The sequence below is a fragment of the Haloterrigena turkmenica DSM 5511 genome, from assembly GCF_000025325.1.
Lineage (GTDB): Archaea > Halobacteriota > Halobacteria > Halobacteriales > Natrialbaceae > Haloterrigena > Haloterrigena turkmenica.
Genome location: NC_013743.1, coordinates 507,949 through 531,089 on the forward strand (window position 1 = coordinate 507,949; position 23,141 = coordinate 531,089).

Here is a 23,141-nt window from a genome sequence, read left to right on the forward strand (position 1 = left end):
CTCGAAGGGGAACTGGGTGATCGAATCGCGGACCGACCACGGCCGCGGTGCTCTCGCGACGGATCACGCTAACCGTTATCAGCGCCGCCCGATAACGATCTGCAGTGACAGTACGACACGACAACGTGACGGTCTCGTGGCTCGGCTACGCGACCGTTCGAATCGAGTCGGCCGACGGAACCGTCGTCTACGTCGATCCCGGACGATACGGGACCCTTACCGGCGAGTGGGACCGGGACGTCCCCCATCCGCCGGGCCGAGCGTACGACGAACGCGACGGTGACCTCGTGCTGGTGACCCACGACCACCACTACGACTCCGACGGCGTCCGACGGGTCGCGAGCGAGGACGCGACGGTCATCGCCTACGAGGCCGTCGACGCCGAATCGATCCGCGCGGGCGGTCGCGACGTCGAGGACCTCGAGGCCTTGCCTTACGACGTCCAGCGCGTCGAGTACGGTGAAGAGGCGACCGTCGAGGGCGTCGACCTCGAGGTTCTCCCCGCCTTCAATCATCCTGACGGCCCCAACGCTCCCGACGGCGACCCCATCCATCCGGAGGGCTTCGGCTGCGGGTACCGGTTCGCAGTCGGCGGGACGAGCGTCTGCTGGACCGGTGACTCGGACGTGCTCGACGACCACACGGACCTCGAGGTCTCGCTGTTCCTGCCGCCGATCGGGAAGAATTTCACCATGAACCGGACCGAAGCCGCGGAACTAGCGGCGGCGATCGATCCCGACCTCGTCTGTCCGATCCACTACAACACGTTTCCGGATCTCGATGCCGACTCCCGTGCCTTCGCCGCCGACGTCGCGGCCGCCGGGGTTCCGGTCGTTCTCGACGAGGAATAAGTACCGGATCAGAACTCGAGCGGTTCCGCCTCCTCCCACCGGGGGACGAACTCCTCGTGGACGTTCGCGGCGAACTCCGGGTCCTTTAGGTCGATCATGCCGAAGGCGTCGCCCGACGACAGCGGGTTCGGCACCTGAATGCAGATCTCGACGCCGTCGATGATGTTGAACGAGCCCGAGATATCGTCGTTCGTCCGGACGTCGAAGTCGTCGCGCTGCTGGAGGGTCGTTCGGTACCGTCGGCCCACGTCCGCCGAGAGCGAGGCAACCATCTCGCGGGTCATCAGGAGATCTATCGAGACGCCCCGGTCGAGCGCGTCCTCGAGTTGAGCGTTGACCGCCTCGCTGACGGTCTGGAGGTCCCACTGAGGGGCCGGATCGGCCGACACCATCACGATGTGATCGTCGGCGGCCGCGAGCCGTTCGAGCATGAGATCGACGGTCTCCTCGGGGCCGACGGCGGCGGTCCAGAACTGGTCTTCGACCGGCTCGGCCGCGTCGAGTTCGTCGGCCAGATCGTCGACGATCGACTCGTACTGGTCGGCCTTCTCCTCGAGTTCGCGTTTCTTGTCCTCGAGAAGCCGGTCTAACGCCGTCGAGGGTTCGACGGCGACGTACTTCTTGGGCCGACTCGCGGTCTGGCTCCGGACGAGATTGTACTGTTCGATGCTGTTGAGGACGTCGTAGATCCGTCCCATCGGCACGTCGCTGGCACGAGACAACTCCTTGGCCGTTGTGGGACCGGTATTGAGCAGCGACCGGTAGGCTCGAGCCTCGTACTCCGAGAGCCCGAGATCCCTGAGACTGGACATATTCTGAAAAAACTAACCGGGGAAATATAAACGCTGTGGTCGTTTGACAGACGGGTGACTGACCCGTAGGCGGCCGTCCGTCCGCGTTACTCGAGGACCGACTGGACGCGCTCGCTCAACTCGGCGGGGGTTTCGGCGGTGTCCGAGCGCTGGTCGCCGCGTTCGACCCGCGCCAGTCCCGCCTCGAGATCGGCGGCGGCGGGAACGACGACCTTCTCGTGGTCCGCCATTCGCAGGGCAGCCCGGTGGAGGTCCGTTCCGGGGTCGGCCGCGACGCGGATCACCAGCGGTCCCTCGAGCAGCCGCGAAACAGTGGTCGCGTAGCGAGCCATCTGGACGCCAAAGCGATCGCTCGCGCCCGCGAAGGCCTCGAGCGTCTCTCGAGCGACCTCGCGGTAGCGCTCCTCGTCGGCCAAGACCGCGAGCTCCAGTAGCGCGTCCGCGAGCGCGACATTCGAATCCAACGGGCGAAGCGGACGGTCGAGGAGCCCGGCCCCCGACGCCGGTCCGTCGAGGAACGACTCCTCGTCGCGGAGCCGATCGATCGTCGCGTCCGCGACCCCGGTCGCGTCCGCTAGCGCGTCCGTCTCGAGGACGCTCGCGGTCGTCGTCAGCGCCGACAGGACGCGGGCCTGGTTCGCGAGCAGCGGTATCGGCTCGCCGTCCGCGTCGCGTTCGGCGTCGCCCTCGAGCGCGTGGACGGCCACGCCGTCCTCGAGCAGGTCTTCCCGGAGGGTCTCGAGGGCGCGTTCGGCGTACCGGCGGGCGCGCTCGTCGTCGGTGTATGCGTGGTAGGTGAGCAGCCCCTCGATCGCCAGCCCGTTCGGGCCGGCGAAGACGCCATCGTCGACCGGCGGCTCGTCTGCCATCGACCGATCGGTCGCGTCGATCACGTGAGCGTCGTCTTCACCGGGTGCCTGACTGTTCGCGAAGGCGTCGGCCTCGTCGTTCCACAGCGTCGTCGTGAGGTAGTCGACGGTTCGGTCTGCGGGGTCGCGGTACTCGTCTTTGCCCGTCAGCAGGTAGGCGTTGGCGAACGCGCGCACGAGCGCGCCGTTGGAATCCAAGAGTTTCTCGTGTTGAAGTCCCGCCCAGTCGCGTTCGGCCGCGAACCGGTAGAAGCCGCCGTCGTACTCGTCCAATAGGTTCGCGCTGACCGCGTCGAACGACCGCAGAGCCATCTCCCGGTCGCGCTTGAGCGCGAACTCGAGGGCGTCGGGCAGCGGGAACTTCGGACTTCCGCCCCAGCCGCCGGCGACCTCGTCGTAGGCCTCGGTCAGCTGGCCGAGCATCGCCGACTCGACGTCGCTCGTGAGCCGACCCGCGGGCGGGTTGTTTTCGCGAAGCGGGCGCGGGACGCGACCGGCGCCGCTACCTTTCGTCTGCCACATGGTCCGGACGCTGTCCAGTACCTGTCGCATGCCGTCGGGTCCGAGATAGCCCGCGCCGGTCAGCACCGTCCCGTCGGGGGCCAGAAAGACCGTCGACGGGAACCCGCCCATGTTGTACCGATCGCGAACGCGCGGGTGGCGATCGACGTCTACCCGAACGGGAACGAAACTGTCGTTGATGTTCGCCGCGATGCGGGGCTCCGCGTAGGTCTTCGCGTCCATCTCGTGGCAGTGATCACACCACGTCGCGGTGAGCGAGAGCAAGACCGGGGCGTCCGCCTCCGCCGCCTCGTCGAAGGCATCTTCTCCCCAGTCGCGCCACTCGACGCGCGTCTGGTCGTCCATACCGGAGCCTCGGTTGTCGCGGGCGTAAGCCCTTCGACTGCGGAAACGCCGATGTGACCGACGGGATCGCGGGGCCGACGAGATTGCCCCGCTGGCGAGCGAAACGGTCGTTCCGCGGACGTGTAGTGAGAGTAAAGCGTTTTCACCTTCCGCCGGCTATGTCGACGCATGCTCCGGTGGATCTTGGCGCTGTTGCTCATCCCGTTCCTCGATGCGGTGTTGCTCGGGGTCCTCGTCACCCAGTTCGGCGCGTTTACCTGGGTCGGGATGGTGCTGCTCGTCGTCTTGACCGGACTCGTCGGCATGTTACTCGTCCGTGCCGAGGGTCGCCGAACTATCGGGAAGATGCAGCGAACGCTGGCGGAGGGGAAGCCGCCGACCAACGAACTGCTCGACGGCGGCCTCCTGATCGCCGCCGGGGCTTTCCTGCTGACCCCTGGCCTCGTCACGGACGCCATCGGCTTCCTGCTGGCCGTCCCGCTCACACGGATCCCGATCCGGGCCGCACTCAAGCGGTTCGTGATCATCCCCTACGCGGATAAGAAGACCGGCGGCTTCGCCAGCGGGAACGTCTGGACCTTCGGCTTCCCCGATGAAGGCCCGGCCCGAAGCGGGGACAGTGGTAGCGGTTCGACGGACGGCGGAACGTACGACCTCGGCGCTGGCGACTACACGGTCGATGACAGCGACGACGGGGACTCGTACACTATCGACTTCGGGGACGAACGGACATCGGACTCCGGAGACGACCTGGACGACGACCCCTCCGCCCGGTAGCGGTTCGCACGGGGCCCGAAGAAAGAAACGCTTAAACGTTCCACCCCGCAACTATTGAGTGCGAAGCGCGGGCCAATAGCTCAATTAGGTTGAGCGCCACTCTGATAAGGTGGAGGCTCTCGGTTCAAATCCGAGTTGGCCCATTTCTGCTGCGAACAACGTGAACATAGTGAGCGGTGAGCAACGGAAATACACCTGACTCGGATTTGAACTAGAGAAGCCGCAGCCCGCGTAGCCGAGCGGAGCGAGGCGAGCAGGACCGTCTTCACGTGGTTCAAATCCGAGTTGGCCCATACGTTTCCGGTGGACCTCGTTCTGACTCGCAGGAACGTGCGGCGAGGATCTGAGTTCTGAACGGCGCATTCGCGACCGAAGCGAGTGTAACTGACTCGAGACGGTTCTGATTCGACTTCTTCTCTTCTGTTGTGAACCACGCGAACGGAGTCTCCGTTAGCAACAGCAAGACAACCGATTCGGGTCGGACCAACACGAGCCGCGGTTCACGAGTGAGCAATGCGAACGAACGGGACCATCTCGAGCCGGGGCAAACACGAGTTGCCACCTGTTCTCGGCAGATCACGTCGTGAGCCGAGGAACCGTTTAGCCGTGATCTGAAGAGCGGGAGCCGATACCCACGCGGCTCGCATCACGAGCCGAGAACAGGATCGTCTTCGTGCCGTCGCCAAAGAGGTGATCTGTAACTGATCGCGGTGGCCGACTCCATATCAGATCGTTACTCTCGATATCCGGGATCGCAAGCTTCGCGCTCGAGCTGACTCGAGGCTGTACGGCTCGTCAATTTTCGGGTTCGACTCGACACTAAATGGGAACGCCGAACGCGTACGCGTGAAACGCACACCAAAGATCAGCTGGTGTGAGCGTTGTTCTATCGTCGATGAGTCGCCGCCGACCGCGGTCGTCAAGATCGTCTCGAAAACGGTCCGTTGTCGCACTCAAGGGCCGAACTAGCTCCGTGAACGAGCACCTTCGCCGAGCGACGTTCTGAACGGGATTTGTCTGAGACTGAGGTCTCGAGTTATCGGATTAGATCGGATAGGAATACAGTCATTATAAATTGAAACTTGCATGGTACTGCCTACCTTTGGAGTTCCGATTCAGAGGCCTTAAGTAGTAACCAGCGATTGTGGTATAATACGCAGAAGATGAGGACCCTTCCCCTGCGGTCCGCCGTACAGAAGGGGTCTGATGTTAGCCTTGGTAGTTCGGTGACGCCCGATCGGTCGGCGATCTGTGGTCACCGAACGTGGACCCATGTGTGAGTGTGTATCTTAACATTCACCGCCAACAAACCCTCCCCAACTGGGGAGATCATATAGCATTCCGGTTGATCCTGCCGGAGGTCATTGCTATTGGAGTCCGATTTAGCCATGCTAGTTGCACGAGTTCAGACTCGTAGCAGATAGCTCAGTAACACGTGGCCAAACTACCCTATGGATCCGAATAACCTCGGGAAACTGAGGCTAATTCGGAATACGAATCCCAGGCTGGAACTGCCGGGATTCCGAAACGTTACGGCGCCATAGGATGTGGCTGCGGCCGATTAGGTAGACGGTGGGGTAACGGCCCACCGTGCCGATAATCGGTACGGGTTGTGAGAGCAAGAGCCCGGAGACGGTATCTGAGACAAGATACCGGGCCCTACGGGGCGCAGCAGGCGCGAAACCTTTACACTGCACGCGAGTGCGATAAGGGGACTCCAAGTGCGAGGGCATATCGTCCTCGCTTTTCGCGACCGTAAGGTGGTCGCAGAATAAGTGCTGGGCAAGACCGGTGCCAGCCGCCGCGGTAATACCGGCAGCACGAGTGATGACCGCTATTATTGGGCCTAAAGCGTCCGTAGCTGGCCAACCAAGTCCATCGGGAAATCCGCGCGCTTAACGCGCGGGCGTCCGGTGGAAACTGGATGGCTTGGGACCGGAAGACCAGAGGGGTACGTCCGGGGTAGGAGTGAAATCCCGTAATCCTGGACGGACCACCGGTGGCGAAAGCGCCTCTGGAAGACGGATCCGACGGTGAGGGACGAAAGCTCGGGTCACGAACCGGATTAGATACCCGGGTAGTCCGAGCTGTAAACGATGTCTGCTAGGTGTGACACAGGCTACGAGCCTGTGTTGTGCCGTAGGGAAGCCGTGAAGCAGACCGCCTGGGAAGTACGTCCGCAAGGATGAAACTTAAAGGAATTGGCGGGGGAGCACTACAACCGGAGGAGCCTGCGGTTTAATTGGACTCAACGCCGGACATCTCACCAGCATCGACAACGTGCCGTGAAGGTCAGTGTGATGAGCTTACTGGAGCCGTTGAGAGGAGGTGCATGGCCGCCGTCAGCTCGTACCGTGAGGCGTCCTGTTAAGTCAGGCAACGAGCGAGACCCGCACTCCTAATTGCCAGCAACACCCTTGTGGTGGTTGGGTACATTAGGAGGACTGCCAGTGCCAAACTGGAGGAAGGAACGGGCAACGGTAGGTCAGTATGCCCCGAATGTGCTGGGCGACACGCGGGCTACAATGGCCAAGACAGTGGGATGCAACCCCGAAAGGGGGCGCTAATCTCCGAAACTTGGTCGTAGTTCGGATTGAGGGCTGAAACTCGCCCTCATGAAGCTGGATTCGGTAGTAATCGCGCCTCAGAAGGGCGCGGTGAATACGTCCCTGCTCCTTGCACACACCGCCCGTCAAAGCACCCGAGTGGGGTCCGGATGAGGCCTCTGTAACAGAGGTCGAATCTGGGCTCCGCAAGGGGGCTTAAGTCGTAACAAGGTAGCCGTAGGGGAATCTGCGGCTGGATCACCTCCACAGACCGAGACCAGGCCGTCGTGCCTGGCTCACCACGCGTGGCGCATTGCGCCACGCACTCCACGTTCGATCGACCATCCGTTTGGCCGATCGGGCACCTTAGAACTACCAAGGCTAACACTTTCGCGCTCTGTCCACCCTCCGGGGTGGACGTGGGCCCATAGCTCAGTGGTAGAGTGCCTCCTTTGCAAGGAGGATGCCCAGGGTTCGAATCCCTGTGGGTCCATGACTCGGAGCGGATCGAGACCGTGCCCCTTAAGTGGGACAGGCGTCTTCGATCTAATCCGAACGAAAACCGATGCACCAGCCCGTGTAAACGTGGCTGGGAAGGGTTAATGCATGCCGCGTCTACGGCGTGCAGATGAGACCGTGTGTACGTGTAGTCCAGGCGTCCACTGGACCCGTTCCCGGGTCACATACGTGGTTGCATCCGCAACCGCCGATCCGATGAACGTGGCTACTGTGCCAGCTGGTGGATCGCTCGGCTTGAGAGCTGAAGAAGGACGTGCCAAGCTGCGATAAGCCTGAGGGAGCCGCACGGAGGCGAAGAACTCAGGATCTCCGAATGGGAATCCCCACCGCAATTGCTTCGCGCAATGGGGAACGTCGAGAATTGAAACATCTTAGTATCGACAGGAAAAGAAAGCAAACGCGATGTCGTTAGTAATGGCGAATGAACGCGACACAGTCCAAACCGAAGCCTTCACGGGCAATGTGGTGTTCGGACTGACGATCACTTCCCGAAACATGACACGAAGTCTCCTGGAACGGAGCACGAAACAGGGTGACAGTCCCGTATTGTCCTGAAGTACGGAACGAGTCAGCTCCAGAGTATCGGGGGTTGGATATCCCTCGTGAAGATCGCGGGCATCGACCGCGAAGACTAAACACTCCTCAAGACCGATAGCGAACAAGTAGCGTGAGCGAACGCTGAAAAGCACCCCACGAAGGGAGGTGCAATAGGGCGTGAAATCAGTTGGCGATGGAGCGACAGAGCATACAAGGTCCCGGACACAATGAATCAGGTGCAAACCTGTAGTAAGCTGTTTGGGAAGCCGGTGTTCTGTCGTACGTTTTGAAAAACGAACCAGGGAGTGTGCCTGTTTGACGAGTCTAACTCGATTATCGAGGAAGGCGTAGGGAAACCGACATGGCCGCAGTGCTTTGCACGAGGGCCGCCGTGTTCAAGCGCGGGGAGTCAAACGGGCACGACCCGAAACCGGATGATCTAGGCGTGGGCAGGGTGAAGCGTGCCGAAAGGCACGTGGAGGCCCGATAGCGTTGGTGTCCTACAATACCCTCGCGTGACCTACGTCTAGGGGTGAAAGGCCCATCGAATCCGGAAACAGCTGGTTCCAACCGAAACATGTCGAAGCATGACCTCTGCCGAGGTAGTTCATGGGGTAGAGCGACGGATTGGGGGACCGCACTCCGAGAGGAGTGCGCCCCCCTGTCCAACTCCGAACCTATGAACGCCGTTTGACGCAGGGAGTCCGGTGCACGGGGTAAGCCTGTGTACCGTGAGGGAGACAACCCAGAGCTGGGTTAAGGTCCCCAAGTGTAGACTAAGTGCGATCGAAGGTGGTCGCAAGCCCTAGACAGCCGGGAGGTGAGCTTAGAAGCAGCTACCCTCTAAGAAAAGCGTAACAGCTTACCGGCCGAGGTTTGCGGCGCCCAAAATGATCGGGGCTCAAGTCTACCACCGAGACCTAGCGGCACTCTTGATCGAGTGATCCCGTAGGTTGGCGTTCTGTTCGGGTGGAAGCACGGCTGAGAAGTCGTGTGGACCGTTCAGTAACGAAAATCCTGGTCATAGTAGCAGCGTTAGTCGGGTGAGAACCCCGACGGCCGAACGAGTAAGGGTTCCTCAGCAATGCTAATCAGCTGAGGGTTAGCCGGTCCTAAGTCAGCCCGTAAGTCGAAGCTGACAACAGGGAAATAGGTTAATATTCCTATGCCAGTGTGCACTCAAAGCCGACGCTTTGGGGCCGCCTCTCCCGAGCTTTCGCTCGGGCGAACAGTCGAAATTCGTGGAAGCCGTAATGGCACGAAGCGAACGAATGGCTGAATAGCGCAAGAGAGGTCAACCTAGAGCCCGTGAAAAGGCAAGCACACTGTCCGTACCGAGATCCGACACAGGTACTCGTGGCGGCGAAAGCCAAGGTCTGTCGGGATCAACCGACGTTAGGGAATTCGGCAAGTTAGTCCCGTACGTTCGCAATAAGGGATGCCTGCCTCGCAACGAGGCAGGTCGCAGTGACTCGGGCGCTCCAACTGTCTAGTAACAACATAGGTGACCGCAAATCCGCAAGGACTCGTACGGTCACTGAATCCTGCCCAGTGCAGGTATCTGAACACCCCGTACAAGGGGACGAAGGACCTGTTAACGGCGGGGGTAACTATGACCCTCTTAAGGTAGCGTAGTACCTTGCCGCTTCAGTAGCGGCTTGCATGAATGGATCAATGAGAGCGCCACTGTCCCAACGTTGGGCCCGGTGAACTGTACGTTCCAGTGCGGAGTCTGGAGACCCCCAAGGGGAAGCGAAGACCCTATAGAGCTTTACTGCAGGCTGTCACTGAGACGTGGTCGCCATTGTGCAGCATAGGTAGGAGGCGCTACACAGGTACCCGCGCTAGCGGGCCACCGAGCCAGCATTGAAATACTACCCGATGGTGACTGCGACTCTCACTCCTGGCGGAGGACACTGGTAGCCGGGCAGTTTGACTGGGGCGGTACGCGCTTGAAAAGATATCGAGCGCGCCCCAAGATTTCCTCACCCGCGTCGGAGACGCGGGAAAGAGCGCAAGAGCATAAGGAAGTCTGACAGTGTCCGGCACAACGACGGACGCTGACGCGAAAGCGTGGTCTAGCGAACCAATGCGGCTGCTTGATGCGGCCCATTGCTGACAGAAAAGCTACCTTAGGGATAACAGAGTCGTCACCCGCAAGAGCACATATCGACCGGGTGGCTTGCTACCTCGATGTCGGTTCCCTCCATCCTGCCTGTGCAGAAGCAGGCAAGGGTGAGGTTGTTCGCCTATTAAAGGAGGTCGTGAGCTGGGTTTAGACCGTCGTGAGACAGGTCGGCTGCTATCTATTGGGGGTGTTACGGTATCTGACAAGAACGTTCGTATAGTACGAGAGGAACTACGAATGGGTGCCACTCGTGTACCGGCTGTCCGAGAGGGCACGTGCCGGGCAGCGACGCACCACGGGGTAAGAGCTGAACGCATCTAAGCTCGAAACCCACTTGGAAAAGAGATACCATCGAGATCACTCGTAGAAGACGAGTTCGATAGACTCGGGATGTACGCACCAAGGCAACGAGGTGTTGAGTCCGCGAGCACTAACCGATCGAGCCACACACTCATAACTACAATCGCATTGGATCCGTGACGCGGTGAACGGGTCCGGACGCAAACTGGACTACACGTATACTACGGTCAACCGCCACCGATATTGGCATGGTCACGGTTCGATTCCGTGAATCGGCGTTCGGCGGCCACAGCGGCGGGGAACCACCCGTACCCATCCCGAACACGGACGTTAAGCCCGCCTGCGTTTCGGCGAGTACTGGAGTGCGCGAGCCTCTGGGAGAGCTGATTCGCCGCCACCACTCATACTTCATCATCAGGCCCCACACAGCACCGGCTGTGTGGGGCTACTCGTATTTACCCCAGTAGCCCTCGGAAAACCGATAATAGTTAACGGCGGTTCGATCCCGCCGATTGGTGTTACAGCGGCTCGTATAACAGGACCACCCAGAGTATCCTGAATCCGAGAGCGATCTCGCGTCCGTTTTGGGAGTGTTTAGGAGGGCTAGAGGGGAGCCTCCACGAGCACAATGGATGTCCATAGTCTCCATCACGAAGCTACCAGTCCATCTTCCCCTCACTTTCAAACACTACTCACAGAGGTGAGAATTGGCATCAATCGATGATCGTCTCCGGTTCGTGAACCTGGTTCGACTCGAGTAAGTAGTCCAACCAATCGTCAGTCAGGACAGAAGCCGTAATCGGACTGCTGAGACGTCGTCTTAACTGGGCAACGCTGTTCACGAGTGCAGTGGTCGCTTCAGCTACCGATCATGGCAAGCGGGCACTACACGCACGTTCTTACAAGAGTGCAACCGGACACAGAGCGGTAACTGTGCTTCTCGAGCGGGAATACGATCGAATGGTACCTGTCCCAGCACAGTCGGTCCGAAATCGACTGCTGTGGAAGCTGCCACGCTGATAAATATATAACCAGTCCGGTACAATGGGGAACATACTGTTTCCCAAATCACTATCGCGATACGTGAGGACGAATTCCATCCGCGAGCCCTTCTCGAGTACACACGGCTGTTGATCGGAGCCCGTGATGGGAGCGGTAGCTTTGCGTCTCTGCTACGTTGACTCAGCTCACGATGTGAGTACGCGATTTGAGACGAACGAGAACAAGGATTGGAGTCCTGAATCGGCGATTCGGAAGCGCCGCGGTGCGAGGAGCTTCAGTCCGTTAGCGGCGACTCTGTTCCGCGGACACTATCGACGATGACGTCGCCGTCGGGTCGGGACGCGATCCAGAACAGTTTGTGGGCGTCGACCGACTGCTCGAACGAGATCTCCGGCGCGGAGCCGACGGCAACTTTCCGGAGCGTCCACGTGAACACCGCGTCTTCAGCCTTCTCGCGAACCAGCGCGTCGGGGAGTTCGGACGGAACGACGAGGACGTCGTCGACCGTTTTTCCGATGGTGTCCGGAAACACGTCGGCCCGAACAGCGAGTCGACGGGAGCGGTCGACGCTGACGACGTATTCGACGTCGCGGTTCGAAAGCAGCGGCCGTTCGATCGTCGCGACTGCGTCGTAGACTCGAAACGGGTATGCGACAGCGCCGACGCGTCCGGTAGAGTCGACGTTCTCGCGGGTCACCGTCGGTTCGATGACGGTGAGGTCCGCGCGCTCGCGTGGCTCGCCGGTGATCACGGCGGGCTCGGCCGACTGTCGACGCGCGTCGCTCATTTACTCGTCACCCGTTTCCCAGTAGTCGCTGGCCGTGACGTGTGCACGGATGTTGTCGGTTTCCGTGACGGCCTTCGGATCGACGTCCTGACCGCCGTCGGTCACGTAGTCAGGGGTCCCCGTCGGATCATCGCTGCTCGAGAGGGCCGACAGCGGTTTGTTGAAGGACTCAAAGTGGTCGTCGACGCCCTCCGGGGGCTCCGTGACGAGCGAGACGACGATGAGCGTGAGCGTCGAAAGGATGAACGCGGGGACGAGACCGTAGACGCCGATGAGTCCCGTGAGGAACGCCGACCCCTCGACGACACCCATGAGTCCGAGGGCTTCGAGGAGGCTCGAAAGCTGGATCCAGACGATCATCGTCAGGGTCCCGACGATCATACTCGCAACCGAGCCTTTGGCGGTGATGCGCTTCCACCAGAGCGACGCGATGAGCGTCGGGCCGATGGCCGCGCCGAGGCCGCCCCAGGCGTAGTCGAGGACGAGCGTGTAGATCGGCGTGTTCTGTGCGAGGAAGGCGAAGGCGACGCTCGCTGCTCCGAGTCCGAGCGTGACGTACTGGGAGTAGCGAACGAGCGTCTCCTGGCTCGCGTCCGGGTTGATGTAGCCGTGGTAGACGTCTTCGACGATCGCGCTCGTCGCGACGAGGAGCTGCGAGTCCGCACTGGACATCATCGCGGCGAGTGCGGCCGCCAGGATGATACCCGCGATCGCGCCGGGGAAGAACTCGAGCGTGAGCAGCGGCATGACGTTGTTCGGGTCTTCGATGCCGCCCTGGCCGAAGACGACCAGCGCGTACAGTCCGACGAAGCCGGCGCCGATGTAGGCGACGAACATGAACAGCTGGGCGACCAGCGCCGCCAGACGGATGTTCTCGACCTCGTCGATCCCCATGAACCGGACCATCACGTGGGGGTTGCCGGGGATACCGAGACCGATCGCGGCGTAGCTGATGATACCGAAGAGAGCGGCCCAACCGGTCATGCCGGCCGTGACGCTCGTGTACGAACTACCGACGGATTCGAGTTCGCTGAACGGGAGCCCGTAGTTGGTAAAGGCGATGATCGGCAGGATGATGAACGCGATCAGGATGATCGCGCCCTGCACGTAGTCGGACCACGCGACGGCGAAGTAGCCACCGAGCATGGTGTAGCCGACGACGATGACGCCACCGACGAGGATTCCGACCAGCGACGAGACGCCGGTGAGAACCTCCAAGAGCGTCCCGGCGGCGACGATCTGTGCGCCCACGTAACCGCCCTCGAAGATCATCAGGACGATGGCGGACGTGCCTTTGACGTAGCCGGTATCGTCCTGTAGACGTGTCTCGAAGAAGGTCGGTAGCGTGACCGCTTTCACGATCTCCGTGTACTTTCGGAGCCGCTTTGCGATCCCGGCCCAGGCGAACAGGTCGGCGGGAATCATCCCGAGGCCGTTGTAGAAGGCCATCACACCGGTGCCGAACGCGTCGCTGGGGACACCGAGGGTGAGCCAGCCGCTCATCTCGGAGGCACGTTCGGAGAACCCGGTGACGACTGGACCGACGCTTCGACCGCCGATGACGTAGTCGTCGACGGTGTCCATGAGCCGAGAGGAGTACAGTCCGATGCCGAGGAGGACGAGCAGATACACGGCGAACGTTCCGAGCACCCAGATGCCGGCCGAGCCGGCGAGCCCGTTACTGGCCATGTTCAGCCTCCTCGTAGCGCTGTCGGAGCTGTTCTTCCCGTTTCCCCTCCCAGACGTAGTAGACGCCGAGCATCACCAGATACACGACGAACGGTCCGAATAACCACAGCAAGTCAACTGATCCACTCTCAAGCATACTGCCGTGTGCTTACTACCCGCAGATAAATATACCGAATTTTCCTCGCAGTCATAGATTACTTCGAACGAAAAACAATTCTATCCCGATTGAATTACCGAAGGATAGATCGCTCGTTGTCGCGCAGTACTCGAGTGATTCGGGGCTCGTTCAGACGCCGACGACGGCGCGAAGCGCGAACAGCGCGTTCTCCTTGCGTTCGCGGACACGGCGGTAGAAGTACTGCATCCACTTGTCGCCGTAGGGAATGTACTGGTTGACCTCGTAGCCCTTCTCGGCGAGTTCGCGCTGGGCGTCCTCGCGGACGCCCATGAGCATCTGAATCTCGAACGGCGTACCGTACTCCTTGTGGAGGTCGACCGCGGTCTTGAGCATCTTCGTGTCGTGACTGCCGACCGCGATACCCTGATCGAACTCGCGGAACAGGAACTCGAGGTGGTCCTCGTAGGCCTCGTCGACGGCCGCCTTCGAATCGAGCGCGACCGACGACGGTTCGTCGTAGGCGCCCTTGACCAGACGGACCGCTGCGGGAACGTCGGCGAGTCGCTCGAGGTCGTCGCGCGTCCGCGTGAGGTTGGCCTGGATCGCGACCCCGACGCCGTTGGGATGGTCGCGGGCCGTGGATTCGACGGCGTCGAGCGTCGTATCGGTCGTCGTGTGGTCTTCCATGTCACACCAGACGAAGACGTCTTCGGCCGCCGCGGCCTCGACGATCCGTTCGAAGTTCGCCGTGAAGACGTCCGGGCCGACGTCGATCCCGATCTGAGAGGGTTTGACGGAGATGGTTCCGTTCAGATCGCGCTCGGCTAGTTGGGAGGCGAGATGGCAGTATTCGTCGGCGTCTTCGGCCGCGGGCTCGGGTTCGTGGTAGTGTTCGCCGAGGAGGTTCAGGATGCCGCCCATCCCGTCTTGGTTACAGTCGGAAACGTGATCCAGTGCACCGGATGCGGACGTGCCGGCGACGAACCGGCTCGCAATCGGGGGTATCATACCCGATCGCTGGCACGGAACCCCCCTAAATCGATACCCGACCAAAAGATTCTGTCGGATGGATGGGGAAATAAATGGCGAGAAACGATCAGGCGTCGTCGGGATTGAGTAACTTCGCTTCGGCCTTCCGGAGGTGCTCGAGCAGTGTCGTCTTCGAGACGCCGAGTTCGTCCGCGAGTTCGCGCGTGCTGATCTCGCGGGGCCAGGCGTAGTAGTTCTGTTCGCAGGCGAGTTCGAACGCCTCGCGCTGGCGGGGCGTGAGACGATCCGCTCGGTCGGCGGTCTCGGACGGGCCACCGTCGGGCGTGGCGACTCGGCTGATCGAGATCTCCGCGTCGGTCTCGTTCCGGATCGCCTCGAGACGGTTTCGGATCTCGTCGCGGCCGCCGGCGACGAAGACCGGCCAGTGTTCGACGCCGCCTTCGACGCGCACCGACGCGTCGTGGATGAAGCCGTGGGAGACGAGCGCGTCGCTGATACTGTGTTCGGGCTCGTACTCGACGAACAGTTCGCGGGTCGCGTTCCCCGGGTTCGGCGCCGTGCTGGTCGGTCGTTGTCCGAGTTCGACCGTCGAGTGGGTCAGCGGCGACTCGTCCGCGAAGGCGACGAACTCGTCGAGTTGGTTCGTCGTATCGGCGTAAACGGTGAAGTGGCCTTTGACCGCGTCCTCGACGGTGCGGTGGACGGTGTGGACGAGCAGACCGGCGTCGACCGCCTCGGTCGCCTGCAAGCCCCAGCAATCCGGGTGCCAGATCTCGAGTGTGAGTCGTGTGCCGTCCGGGGACCCTGTCGTAGTCGTCGTCGGACTCGTGCTGCTCATGGGTCGGCTCTACTCGCTAGTTCCGTGTGAGCACTATAAACATACTGAATAGCGATAACGCGCGCTAGTTCGCCGGTGATCACCTCAATACGCCCGCGTTGGGGCTCGAAGCGCGGGTTACGTGACGCTCCCGCACCAATCGTCGGGGGAATGCGGACATTCCCGACCATGGGAGGCCGTGGTTATTCCGCGGTGATCCGTGATCCATACCGTATGAGTCAGCAGACGACAGCTCAGCCTGACCAGCACTACATCAACGGCGAGTGGACCGACGGGGAGGGCGAGGAGACCTTCGAAAGCGAGAACCCGGCGACCGGCGAGACCCTGCGGACCTTCCGCCGCGGGACCGCAGCCGACGTCGACGCGGCCCTCGAGGCTGCGGAAGAAGCACAGGACGAGTGGCGCGAACTCTCCCACATCGACCGCGCTGAGTACCTCTGGGACATCTACCACGAGCTCCGCCAGCGGACGGACGAGCTCGGCGAGATCGTCACCAAGGAGTGCGGCAAGGAGATCTCGGAAGGAAAGGCCGACGTCGTCGAGGCCGCTCACATGGTCGAGTGGGCCGCGGGCAACGCCCGTCACCCCCACGGCGACGTCGTCCCGAGCGAGATCGGGAGCAAGGACGCCTACATGCGCCGCAAGCCCCGCGGGGTCATCGGCTGTATCACGCCGTGGAACTTCCCGGTCGCGATCCCGTTCTGGCATATGGCCGTCTCGCTGGTCGAGGGTAACACGGTCGTCTGGAAGCCCGCCGAACAGACGCCGTGGTGCGCTCAGATCGTCGCCGAGATGTTCGAGGACAGCGGCATCCCGGACGGCGTCTTCAACATGATCCAAGGCTTCGGCGACGCCGGTGAGGCTATCGTCGAAGACGAGCGCGTCGACACCGTGCTGTTCACCGGCTCGGCGGAGGTCGGCCAAGAGGTCGCCCGCAGCGTCGCCGAACAGCCCGGGAAGCTCGCGGCCTGCGAGATGGGCGGCAAGAACGCGGTCGTCATCACCGACGAGGCCGACCTCGACACGGCCGTCCACTCGGCGGTCATGTCCTCGTTCAAGACGACCGGCCAGCGCTGCGTCTCGGCCGAGCGCCTGATCGTCCACGAGGACGTCTACGACGAGTTCAAGGAACGGTTCGTCGACGTCGCCGAGAACGTCGCCGTCGGCGACCCGCTGGCCGAAGACACCTTCATGGGCCCGCTCGTCGAGGGCGAGCACAAGGAGAAGGTCCTCGAGTACAACGAACTCGCTCGCGAGGAGGACGTCGACGTGCTCGTCGACCGCGACGAACTGGGCGACGACGAGATTCCGGACGGCCACGAGGACGGTCACTGGGTCGGTCCGTTCGTCTATGAGGCCGATCACGAGGCCGACCTCCGCTGTACGCAGGAGGAGGTCTTCGGTCCCCACGTCGCACTCATGGAATACTCCGGCGACATCGAGGACGCCGTCGAGGTCCACAACGACACGGAGTACGGCCTCGCAGGAGCGATCATCTCCGAGGACTACCGCGACATCAACTACTACCGCGACAACGCCGAGGTCGGACTCGCGTACGGGAATCTGCCGTGTATCGGCGCCGAGGTTCACCTGCCCTTCGGTGGCGTCAAGAAGTCCGGTAACGGCTACCCGAGCGGTCGCGAAGTGATCGAGGCCGTCACCGAGCGCACCGCCTGGACGCTGAACAACTCGAAGGACATCGAGATGGCCCAAGGGCTGTCCGCCGACATCACGACCGACGATGACTGAGACGGGCTGTCCGCTCTGCGGCCAGTCGACTGCCGTCTCGGCGGAGTGGTGTCGACACTGCGGCTGGATGGGACGCTGCGGCGCTGATTAGTCCCGATCGGGCGGCATCCGATCGGCACTGATCACGCTACACAGACACCACCACACGAACCGAGTCAACGATTCGCTATTGTGACTCGTTCTCAGTGGTCTGTTTTGAATGTGTGAACGATCGATATCGCTACTGACCTGTGACGATTGATGATTTCCCGAACTCGATCGAAGCGGTCGATGATCGCTCTCGCCTATTCACACATTCCGAACGCAAACCTCGTTAATGGGTCTCACCATCCGATAGCTACTGAGGATCCGACAGGATATCGAGCGACTGCGCGAGTCGATACCACTATGCGGATGAAACTAAGTTATTTTCCAATATTGTTTTATGAATTAATAAGAAAACTCGATACCATCGCAGTGGCGATTCGGAGGCTACGTTCACACATTCCGAACCCTTATGCCGGAGCACTCCCACAAATCAACGTATGACGGACGAGGGTCCCCGCCCGGTCAAGACGACGAAAACGTCGCTCGCAGTCGTTCGCGCGGTTCGCGACAACGACGGCGCCACGTTGAGCGAGCTCGCCGACCGACTCAAGTTGGCGAAAAGTACCGTTCACAACCACCTGCACACGCTGGTCGAGGAAGGGTTTCTCGTCCGCGAGGGCGACACCTACCACGTCGGCCTCCAGTTTCTCCCGTTCGGCGAACACGCTCGCGATCGAAATCCGCTGTACGCGGCGGCCCGACGGCGGGTCTATTCCCTCGCGGAGAAGGCGGGCAACGAGGCCGACTTCATCGTCGAGGAAAACGGTCGCGCGTACTCTCTCGAGTACGCTATCGGCGAGTCGACTCCGCGAGGACTGTCGGAGTCGGGGCCCTTCCGCGCGGGGAACCGGTTTTACATGCACAACTGCGCCTCGGGCAAGGCGATCCTGGCGTCGATGCCCGAAGCGCGCGTTCGAGAGATTATCGATCGCTGGGGGCTCCCAGCCACGACCGAGGAAACCATCACCGACGAGACGGCGTTGTTCGACGAACTCGAGGCGACCCGGCGGCGCGGGTACGCGACCAACAACGAGGAACTGATCGAGGGGTATCGGTCCATCGGCGCGTCGATAACGAGTCCGGACGGCGAAGTCGTCGGTGCGTTCTCGATCGGTGGTCCGACGTACCGCATGGCGGTCGACGAGTCGACGACCGATGAGATCGGACACCTACTGGTCGACGAGATCGACGCGCTCGAAGCGGAACTATTCTAACAAGACATTACATCCGTATGTGTGTAATTCTGAAGCGGTAGTACTCAGAATACGGGGATACCAGCCGCCTGAGCGTCGGATACGGCCGATTCTGAATCGGAGCGGCGGCTACAGGTGGCCCTGTAAGCGCCCGAGTCGTCCCGGGCCAGACACCGCTTCGACGGCCGTCGTTACGTCGGGTTGTCGCTGGCCAGCGAGTCGAACCGCTCTTGGGGCGACGGCTCCGACGCGCTCCGTCCGGGTCGTTTCGGGAGTTGCTGTGCCACGAGCAGGTCGCCGTCCTTGAAAATGACGCTCAGGATATCTCCCTCCTCGACCGACTCGAGCGTCGATCGGGGAGCCACGTGCTGATCGACGAGTTCACCGTCCGACTCGAGCAGGAGGACGACGTGCCTCCCGTCGACGATCCGGTCGACGGTGCCGATATAGCGGTCCACGTCGGCCGATCCGCAACCGGCCGCGGCCGACTGCGATCGAGCGCCGTTCGCGGGCAGTGACGGTCCGTCGTCGCCATTGCCCTCGTCGTTGTCGGCGGCGCCGGCCGTCGCGGCAGTGGCAACCGGTGCCAGTCCCAGCGAGCCGATCGTTCGAAGTACCGTTCGTCGCGTCGAGTGCTGTCGCGTCGACATACCCCCGTTGGCCGCGCAATCACTGATAAAGGTGCGGCGGCAACCGGCATCGCTTCTCGATCCGTTCGTTCCGCATAGTGAAACGATACACCGTCGATCCGATGCCGCTCCGAACCGATAGCGGTCGAATCAGCCGTAGGCGAGGGTCACTCGAATCTCGTCGGCCTTGTCCCGGAGTAGGGTCGGCAGTTCCTCGTGGACGGCCTCGTCTTTGAATCGGCTCGTCGGTCCGAACACGCCCAGCGCGCCCAGCAGTTCGTCGTCGGGCGTGTAGACGGGGACGGCGACCCCGCGGAGGCCGTCCATGTGCTCCTGATCGTTCACGGCGTAGCCGCGCTCGCGGATCCGCTCGAGGTCGGCGCTGAGTTCGTCGAGGTCGGTGATGGTGTTGTCCGTGACCGCCTCGAGGCCCGTCTCGTCGACGAACCGGGAGACGGCGTCGTCGTCCCACTCCGCGAGGATCGCCTTCCCCGACGCCAGCGTGTGCAGCGGCCGCCGCTTGCCGATAAACGTGTTCGAGCGACTCCCGTACCGGTGGACGTAGACGGCCTCGCCGCGCTCTTCGACGGTGAAGACCGCTCGCTCGCCCGTCTCCTGTCCGAGCTCGAACACCGTCCGCTTCGCGGCCGCGTACCCCGTCTCCCGGTTGCGGGCCTGCTCGCTGATCTCGAGCAGTCGGAAACCGATGTAGTGTTCGCCGTCGCGTTCGACGACGTACCCCATGTCGGTCAGCGTCGCGAGGTGGCGGTAGACGGTGCTCTTGCTCAACCCCGTCTGACGGGTGAGTTCTGTGATCGTGAGCCCGTCCGTTTCCGTGAGCGCCTCGAGGATTGCGAACGTCTTCCGCGTGGTCGAGACGCCTGCATCCGTTCCGTCCCCCTCGGTCGTGTCCATACGCGTACATACGGCACCGACTAGTTCAATGTTCCGGATAGTGAAACGCGGTTGCAGAACTGCGGAACGCTCGTCGTCGTTATCGCGAGATCGTTCGCCGCTTTCCGGTATTTGAGATTACTATTCCGTGCTGCGGACGGTCTATTCCGAAAGATGAGACGTCCGTCGCGGATCAGACGACCGCCGCGGATCGATCCCTGCGGGTAACGGACTATAGTCTCGGACTCGGTTCGAGGCGACCGCCTCGAGACGCTACTCGTAGGCCGGGATGCCCGTGAACTCCTCGCCGAGGACGAGCGTGTGAATGTCGTGGGTACCCTCGTAGGTGTAGACCGTCTCCATGTTGGCCATGTGACGCATCGGCGAGTAGTCGGTGGTGATCCCGTTGCCGCCGAGCATCTCGCGGGCGATCCGGGCCTGATCGCGAGCCGTCCGGACGTTGTTTCGCTTGGCCATCGAGACGTGCTGCGGTCGCATCTCGCCGCGCTCCTTGAGTTCCGCCAGGCGGTAGGCGAGCAACTGGGCCAGCGTGATCTGGGTCCCCATCTCCGCGAGCTTGCGCTGCTGGAGCTGAAAGCGTCCGATCGGGCCGCCAAACTGATCGCGGTCTTTAGCGTACTGGCGGGCCTCCTCGAAGCAGTCGCGCGCGGCGCCGACGGCGCCCCAGGCGATCCCGTAACGGGCCTGCGTGAGACACGAGAGCGGTCCCTTCATCCCCGAAACGCCCGGCAGGACGTTCTCCTCGGGAACGTGGACGTCGTTGAGGCCGATCTCGCCCGTGATCGACGCGCGCAGGGAGAGCTTCTCGGTGATCTTGTTGGTCGAGACGCCGTCGCGGTCGGTCTCGACGAGGAAGCCGCGGACCGGGGTGTCGGGATCCGACTGGTCGCGCGCCCAGACGACCGCGACGTCCGAAATGGGCGAGTTCGTGATCCAGGTCTTCGAGCCGTTGAGGATGTAGCCGTCTCCGTCCCGCTCGGCGCGGGTTTCCATCGCCGACGGGTTCGAGCCGTGTTCGGGTTCCGTGAGGCCGAAACAGCCGACGGCTTCGCCCCGTCCGAGCGCGGGGAGCCACTCCTCCTTCTGCTCCTCGCTCCCGTAGGCGTGGATCGGGTACATGACGAGCGCGCCCTGCACCGACGCCATCGAGCGCAGCCCCGAGTCGCAGGCCTCGAGTTCCTGCATCAACAGGCCGTAAGCCGTCTCGGAGACGTTCGGCGAGCTGTAGCCCTCGAGGTTGGGGGCGTAGAAGCCGAGCTCGCCCATCTTCGGGATGATCTCTTTCGGGAACGTCCCGTTCTCGAAGTGTTCGCCGATGTCAGGTGTGACGTGCTCCGTAACGAACTCCCGGGCCGTATCGCGGATCATGCGCTCTTCCTGGTCCAAATCCGCCTCGAGATCGACGAAATCCAGCATACGTGATACTCTACCAATGTCCGGATAGGTATTACGGTACATTCCGTCCGACGAATACGTTTCGAGGGAGCGTCGATTCCGGGGTGTGGTCCTCGCGGACCGGAGGGCTCGAGCCAAGTGATCTCGCCGCGAACGTACTCGAGGATGGGTAGTGGCTGTCTAACAGGGAACACAGCCGTTTCGCTAGCGGGATCGACCTTTCGCGCGAACTCACTTAACAAAGTTAGAATCGCATCGAGGATACTTTGCAACTGTTGAATATATCGAAGCTATTTTGGTTCCCGCAGTCGAGCAGTAGCATATGGCATTTACGTTGTCCGACGAACACGAGGCCATTCGCGAGGCCGTCCGCGAGTTCGGTGAGAATGAGATCAAACCGGTCGCCGAGGAACACGACCAGGAAGGGAAGTACCCCGAGGACCTCCGCCGGAAGGCCGCCAAGTACGACTTCGTCGCGCCGAGCATCCCGCTCGAGTACGGCGGTGCCGGGATGGACAAGATAGCCAGTACCATCGTCACCGAGGAACTCTGGCGTGCGGATCCGGGGATCGGCTCCGCGATCGGCAGCGCCGGATTCGGCTCGAGCATGATCATGGAGTTCGGCGACGAATGGATGAAAGAGGAGTGGTTGCCCAAGATCGCCGACGGCGAGATCGCGTCGGTGTCGATGATCTCCGAGCCCGCACACGGCTCGAACGTCGCCGGGATAGAGACGGTCGCCGAGAAGGACGGCGACGAGTACGTCGCCAACGGCAACAAGATGTGGATCACCAACGGGACCGTCGCCGACATCGGCGTCCTCATGGCCAAGACGAGCCCCGGTGAGGGCCATAAGGGCATCACCGCCTTCCTCGTCGAGATGGACTGGGACGGCATCACGACCGACAAGATCGACAACAAACTCGGTATCCGCGCCTCCGACCTCGCGGAGGTCGTTATCGACGACGTCCGTATTCCCGAGGAGAACGTCATCGGCGAGGTCGACAAGGGCTTCTACCAGCTGATGGAGTTCTTCGCCGCCGGTCGTGCCAACGTCGCTGCTCAGGCCGTCGGCGCCGCCCAGGGCGCGCTCGACGCCGCCGTCGAGTACGCCAACCAGCGCGAACAGTTCGACCAGAAGATCAAGGAGTTCCAAGCCATCCAGCACAAGATCGCCGAGATGGCCACCAAGGTCGAGGCCGCCCGCTCGCTGACCTACCGCGCCGCGACCCAGGTCGAGCAGGAGAACCAGGACATCGCCGCGCAGTACTCGAGCATGGCGAAGCTGTTCGCCTCTGAAATTTCCGTCGAGGTCGCCGACGAGGGCATTCAGGTCCACGGTGGCTCGGGCTACGTCACCGACTACCCCGCCGAACGCTACTACCGCGACGCCCGCATCACAAAGATTTACGAGGGGACCAGCGAGATCCAGAAGAACATCATCGCCGACCAGATCTTCTAGGTCGTTCGCTCCCACCCGTTTTACTGGCGGTCACGTCGCTCGAGCGTAGCGGTCGGGATCTGTTCGCGTCCTCGAGCGGTC

Annotated in this window: 15 protein-coding genes, 2 tRNA genes and 3 rRNA genes; 10 read left to right on the forward strand and 10 right to left on the reverse strand. The window is 61.9% G+C overall.

What is annotated here, in order from left to right; all coding sequences use genetic code 11:
- The first annotated feature begins 104 nt into the window (after nucleotides 1-104).
- The gene (locus tag HTUR_RS02430) at nucleotides 105-851 is read left to right on the forward strand and encodes an MBL fold metallo-hydrolase (RefSeq protein ID WP_012941708.1); all 747 of its coding nucleotides are present in this window, start codon (nucleotides 105-107) and stop codon (nucleotides 849-851) included.
- An 8-nt stretch (nucleotides 852-859) separates the two neighbouring features.
- Here the strand turns inward: HTUR_RS02430 and HTUR_RS02435 are convergent, their stop codons facing one another.
- Together HTUR_RS02435 and HTUR_RS02440 are read right to left on the reverse strand one after the other, a co-directional pair.
- The gene (locus HTUR_RS02435) at nucleotides 860-1,663 is read right to left on the reverse strand and encodes a TrmB family transcriptional regulator (RefSeq protein WP_012941709.1); all 804 of its coding nucleotides are present in this window, start codon (nucleotides 1,661-1,663) and stop codon (nucleotides 860-862) included.
- An 86-nt stretch (nucleotides 1,664-1,749) separates the two neighbouring features.
- On the reverse strand, nucleotides 1,750-3,399 hold the full coding sequence (locus tag HTUR_RS02440; RefSeq protein ID WP_012941710.1) for a DUF255 domain-containing protein: 1,650 nt from the start codon (nucleotides 3,397-3,399) through the stop codon (nucleotides 1,750-1,752).
- Between the two features lie 168 nt (nucleotides 3,400-3,567).
- Here HTUR_RS02440 and HTUR_RS02445 point away from each other — a divergent pair, with 168 nt between their 5' ends.
- The 6 genes from HTUR_RS02445 (at nucleotide 3,568) to rrf (ending at nucleotide 10,606) form a co-directional block, all read left to right on the forward strand.
- Complete coding sequence (locus HTUR_RS02445; RefSeq protein WP_012941711.1) at nucleotides 3,568-4,176, forward strand: FxsA family protein; 609 nt, start codon at nucleotides 3,568-3,570, stop codon at nucleotides 4,174-4,176.
- Nucleotides 4,177-4,245: 69 nt separating this feature from the next.
- Nucleotides 4,246-4,319 (forward strand) — tRNA-Ile (locus tag HTUR_RS02450).
- A 1,195-nt stretch (nucleotides 4,320-5,514) separates the two neighbouring features.
- Nucleotides 5,515-6,989, forward strand: a 16S ribosomal RNA gene (locus tag HTUR_RS02455).
- Between the two features lie 154 nt (nucleotides 6,990-7,143).
- Nucleotides 7,144-7,215 (forward strand) — tRNA-Ala (locus tag HTUR_RS02460).
- Nucleotides 7,216-7,437: 222 nt separating this feature from the next.
- Nucleotides 7,438-10,358: ribosomal RNA gene (locus tag HTUR_RS02465) — 23S ribosomal RNA — on the forward strand.
- A 126-nt stretch (nucleotides 10,359-10,484) separates the two neighbouring features.
- A 5S ribosomal RNA gene (gene rrf, locus HTUR_RS02470) occupies nucleotides 10,485-10,606 on the forward strand.
- The 16S, 23S and 5S rRNA genes sit together here with 1 tRNA gene alongside, the layout of an rRNA operon.
- An 876-nt stretch (nucleotides 10,607-11,482) precedes the next feature.
- Here the strand turns inward: rrf and HTUR_RS02475 are convergent.
- The 5 genes from HTUR_RS02475 to HTUR_RS02490 all read right to left on the reverse strand — a co-directional run bounded on the left by HTUR_RS02475 (nucleotide 11,483) and on the right by HTUR_RS02490 (nucleotide 15,630).
- On the reverse strand, nucleotides 11,483-11,995 hold the full coding sequence (locus tag HTUR_RS02475) for a hypothetical protein (protein WP_012941712.1): 513 nt from the start codon (nucleotides 11,993-11,995) through the stop codon (nucleotides 11,483-11,485).
- Nucleotides 11,996-13,684 carry a sodium/proline symporter gene (locus HTUR_RS02480; RefSeq protein WP_012941713.1) on the reverse strand — a complete coding sequence of 563 codons (1,689 nt, stop codon included), beginning with the start codon at nucleotides 13,682-13,684 and terminating at the stop codon, nucleotides 11,996-11,998.
- Entirely contained in the window at nucleotides 13,674-13,820 is a 147-nt protein-coding gene (locus HTUR_RS27190) for a hypothetical protein (RefSeq protein WP_012941714.1), read from the reverse strand. Before HTUR_RS27190 ends, HTUR_RS02480 begins: the two co-directional genes overlap by 11 nt.
- A 150-nt stretch (nucleotides 13,821-13,970) precedes the next feature.
- Entirely contained in the window at nucleotides 13,971-14,810 is an 840-nt protein-coding gene (locus HTUR_RS02485; protein WP_012941715.1) for a proline dehydrogenase family protein, read from the reverse strand.
- Nucleotides 14,811-14,898: 88 nt separating this feature from the next.
- Nucleotides 14,899-15,630: a helix-turn-helix domain-containing protein gene (locus HTUR_RS02490; protein WP_012941716.1), complete on the reverse strand. Its 732-nt coding sequence runs from the start codon at nucleotides 15,628-15,630 to the stop codon at nucleotides 14,899-14,901.
- Nucleotides 15,631-15,843: 213 nt separating this feature from the next.
- Here HTUR_RS02490 and HTUR_RS02495 point away from each other — a divergent pair, with 213 nt between their 5' ends.
- The gene (locus HTUR_RS02495; RefSeq protein ID WP_012941717.1) at nucleotides 15,844-17,379 is read left to right on the forward strand and encodes an aldehyde dehydrogenase family protein; all 1,536 of its coding nucleotides are present in this window, start codon (nucleotides 15,844-15,846) and stop codon (nucleotides 17,377-17,379) included.
- A gap of 524 nt (nucleotides 17,380-17,903) precedes the next feature.
- Nucleotides 17,904-18,680: an IclR family transcriptional regulator gene (locus HTUR_RS02500; RefSeq protein WP_012941718.1), complete on the forward strand. Its 777-nt coding sequence runs from the start codon at nucleotides 17,904-17,906 to the stop codon at nucleotides 18,678-18,680.
- A gap of 170 nt (nucleotides 18,681-18,850) precedes the next feature.
- Here the strand turns inward: HTUR_RS02500 and HTUR_RS02505 are convergent, their stop codons facing one another.
- From HTUR_RS02505 to HTUR_RS02515, 3 genes are all read right to left on the reverse strand, one after another.
- Nucleotides 18,851-19,309 carry a hypothetical protein gene (locus HTUR_RS02505; protein WP_012941719.1) on the reverse strand — a complete coding sequence of 153 codons (459 nt, stop codon included), beginning with the start codon at nucleotides 19,307-19,309 and terminating at the stop codon, nucleotides 18,851-18,853.
- A gap of 129 nt (nucleotides 19,310-19,438) precedes the next feature.
- Complete coding sequence (locus HTUR_RS02510; RefSeq protein WP_012941720.1) at nucleotides 19,439-20,203, reverse strand: IclR family transcriptional regulator; 765 nt, start codon at nucleotides 20,201-20,203, stop codon at nucleotides 19,439-19,441.
- Nucleotides 20,204-20,455: 252 nt separating this feature from the next.
- Nucleotides 20,456-21,619, reverse strand: coding sequence for an acyl-CoA dehydrogenase family protein (locus HTUR_RS02515; RefSeq protein ID WP_012941721.1), 1,164 nt, complete (start codon nucleotides 21,617-21,619; stop codon nucleotides 20,456-20,458).
- Nucleotides 21,620-21,920: 301 nt separating this feature from the next.
- Here HTUR_RS02515 and HTUR_RS02520 point away from each other — a divergent pair, with 301 nt between their 5' ends.
- Complete coding sequence (locus tag HTUR_RS02520; protein ID WP_012941722.1) at nucleotides 21,921-23,060, forward strand: acyl-CoA dehydrogenase family protein; 1,140 nt, start codon at nucleotides 21,921-21,923, stop codon at nucleotides 23,058-23,060.
- Nucleotides 23,061-23,141 lie beyond the last annotated feature (81 nt).

What these genes read in the sequence shown, in the direction of transcription:
- HTUR_RS02435 (WP_012941709.1), bottom strand. Translation starts at nt 1,663, where the DNA reads ATGTCCAGTCTCAGGGATCTCGGGCTCTCGGAGTACGAGGCTCGAGCC.
- HTUR_RS02440 (WP_012941710.1), bottom strand. Translation starts at nt 3,399, where the DNA reads ATGGACGACCAGACGCGCGTCGAGTGGCGCGACTGGGGAGAAGATGCC.
- HTUR_RS02445 (WP_012941711.1), top strand. Translation starts at nt 3,568, where the DNA reads ATGCTCCGGTGGATCTTGGCGCTGTTGCTCATCCCGTTCCTCGATGCG.
- HTUR_RS02475 (WP_012941712.1), bottom strand. Translation starts at nt 11,995, where the DNA reads ATGAGCGACGCGCGTCGACAGTCGGCCGAGCCCGCCGTGATCACCGGC.
- HTUR_RS02480 (WP_012941713.1), bottom strand. Translation starts at nt 13,684, where the DNA reads ATGGCCAGTAACGGGCTCGCCGGCTCGGCCGGCATCTGGGTGCTCGGA.
- HTUR_RS27190 (WP_012941714.1), bottom strand. Translation starts at nt 13,820, where the DNA reads ATGCTTGAGAGTGGATCAGTTGACTTGCTGTGGTTATTCGGACCGTTC.
- HTUR_RS02485 (WP_012941715.1), bottom strand. Translation starts at nt 14,810, where the DNA reads ATGATACCCCCGATTGCGAGCCGGTTCGTCGCCGGCACGTCCGCATCC.
- HTUR_RS02490 (WP_012941716.1), bottom strand. Translation starts at nt 15,630, where the DNA reads ATGAGCAGCACGAGTCCGACGACGACTACGACAGGGTCCCCGGACGGC.
- HTUR_RS02495 (WP_012941717.1), top strand. Translation starts at nt 15,844, where the DNA reads ATGAGTCAGCAGACGACAGCTCAGCCTGACCAGCACTACATCAACGGC.
- HTUR_RS02500 (WP_012941718.1), top strand. Translation starts at nt 17,904, where the DNA reads ATGACGGACGAGGGTCCCCGCCCGGTCAAGACGACGAAAACGTCGCTC.
- HTUR_RS02505 (WP_012941719.1), bottom strand. Translation starts at nt 19,309, where the DNA reads ATGTCGACGCGACAGCACTCGACGCGACGAACGGTACTTCGAACGATC.
- HTUR_RS02510 (WP_012941720.1), bottom strand. Translation starts at nt 20,203, where the DNA reads ATGGACACGACCGAGGGGGACGGAACGGATGCAGGCGTCTCGACCACG.
- HTUR_RS02515 (WP_012941721.1), bottom strand. Translation starts at nt 21,619, where the DNA reads ATGCTGGATTTCGTCGATCTCGAGGCGGATTTGGACCAGGAAGAGCGC.
- HTUR_RS02520 (WP_012941722.1), top strand. Translation starts at nt 21,921, where the DNA reads ATGGCATTTACGTTGTCCGACGAACACGAGGCCATTCGCGAGGCCGTC.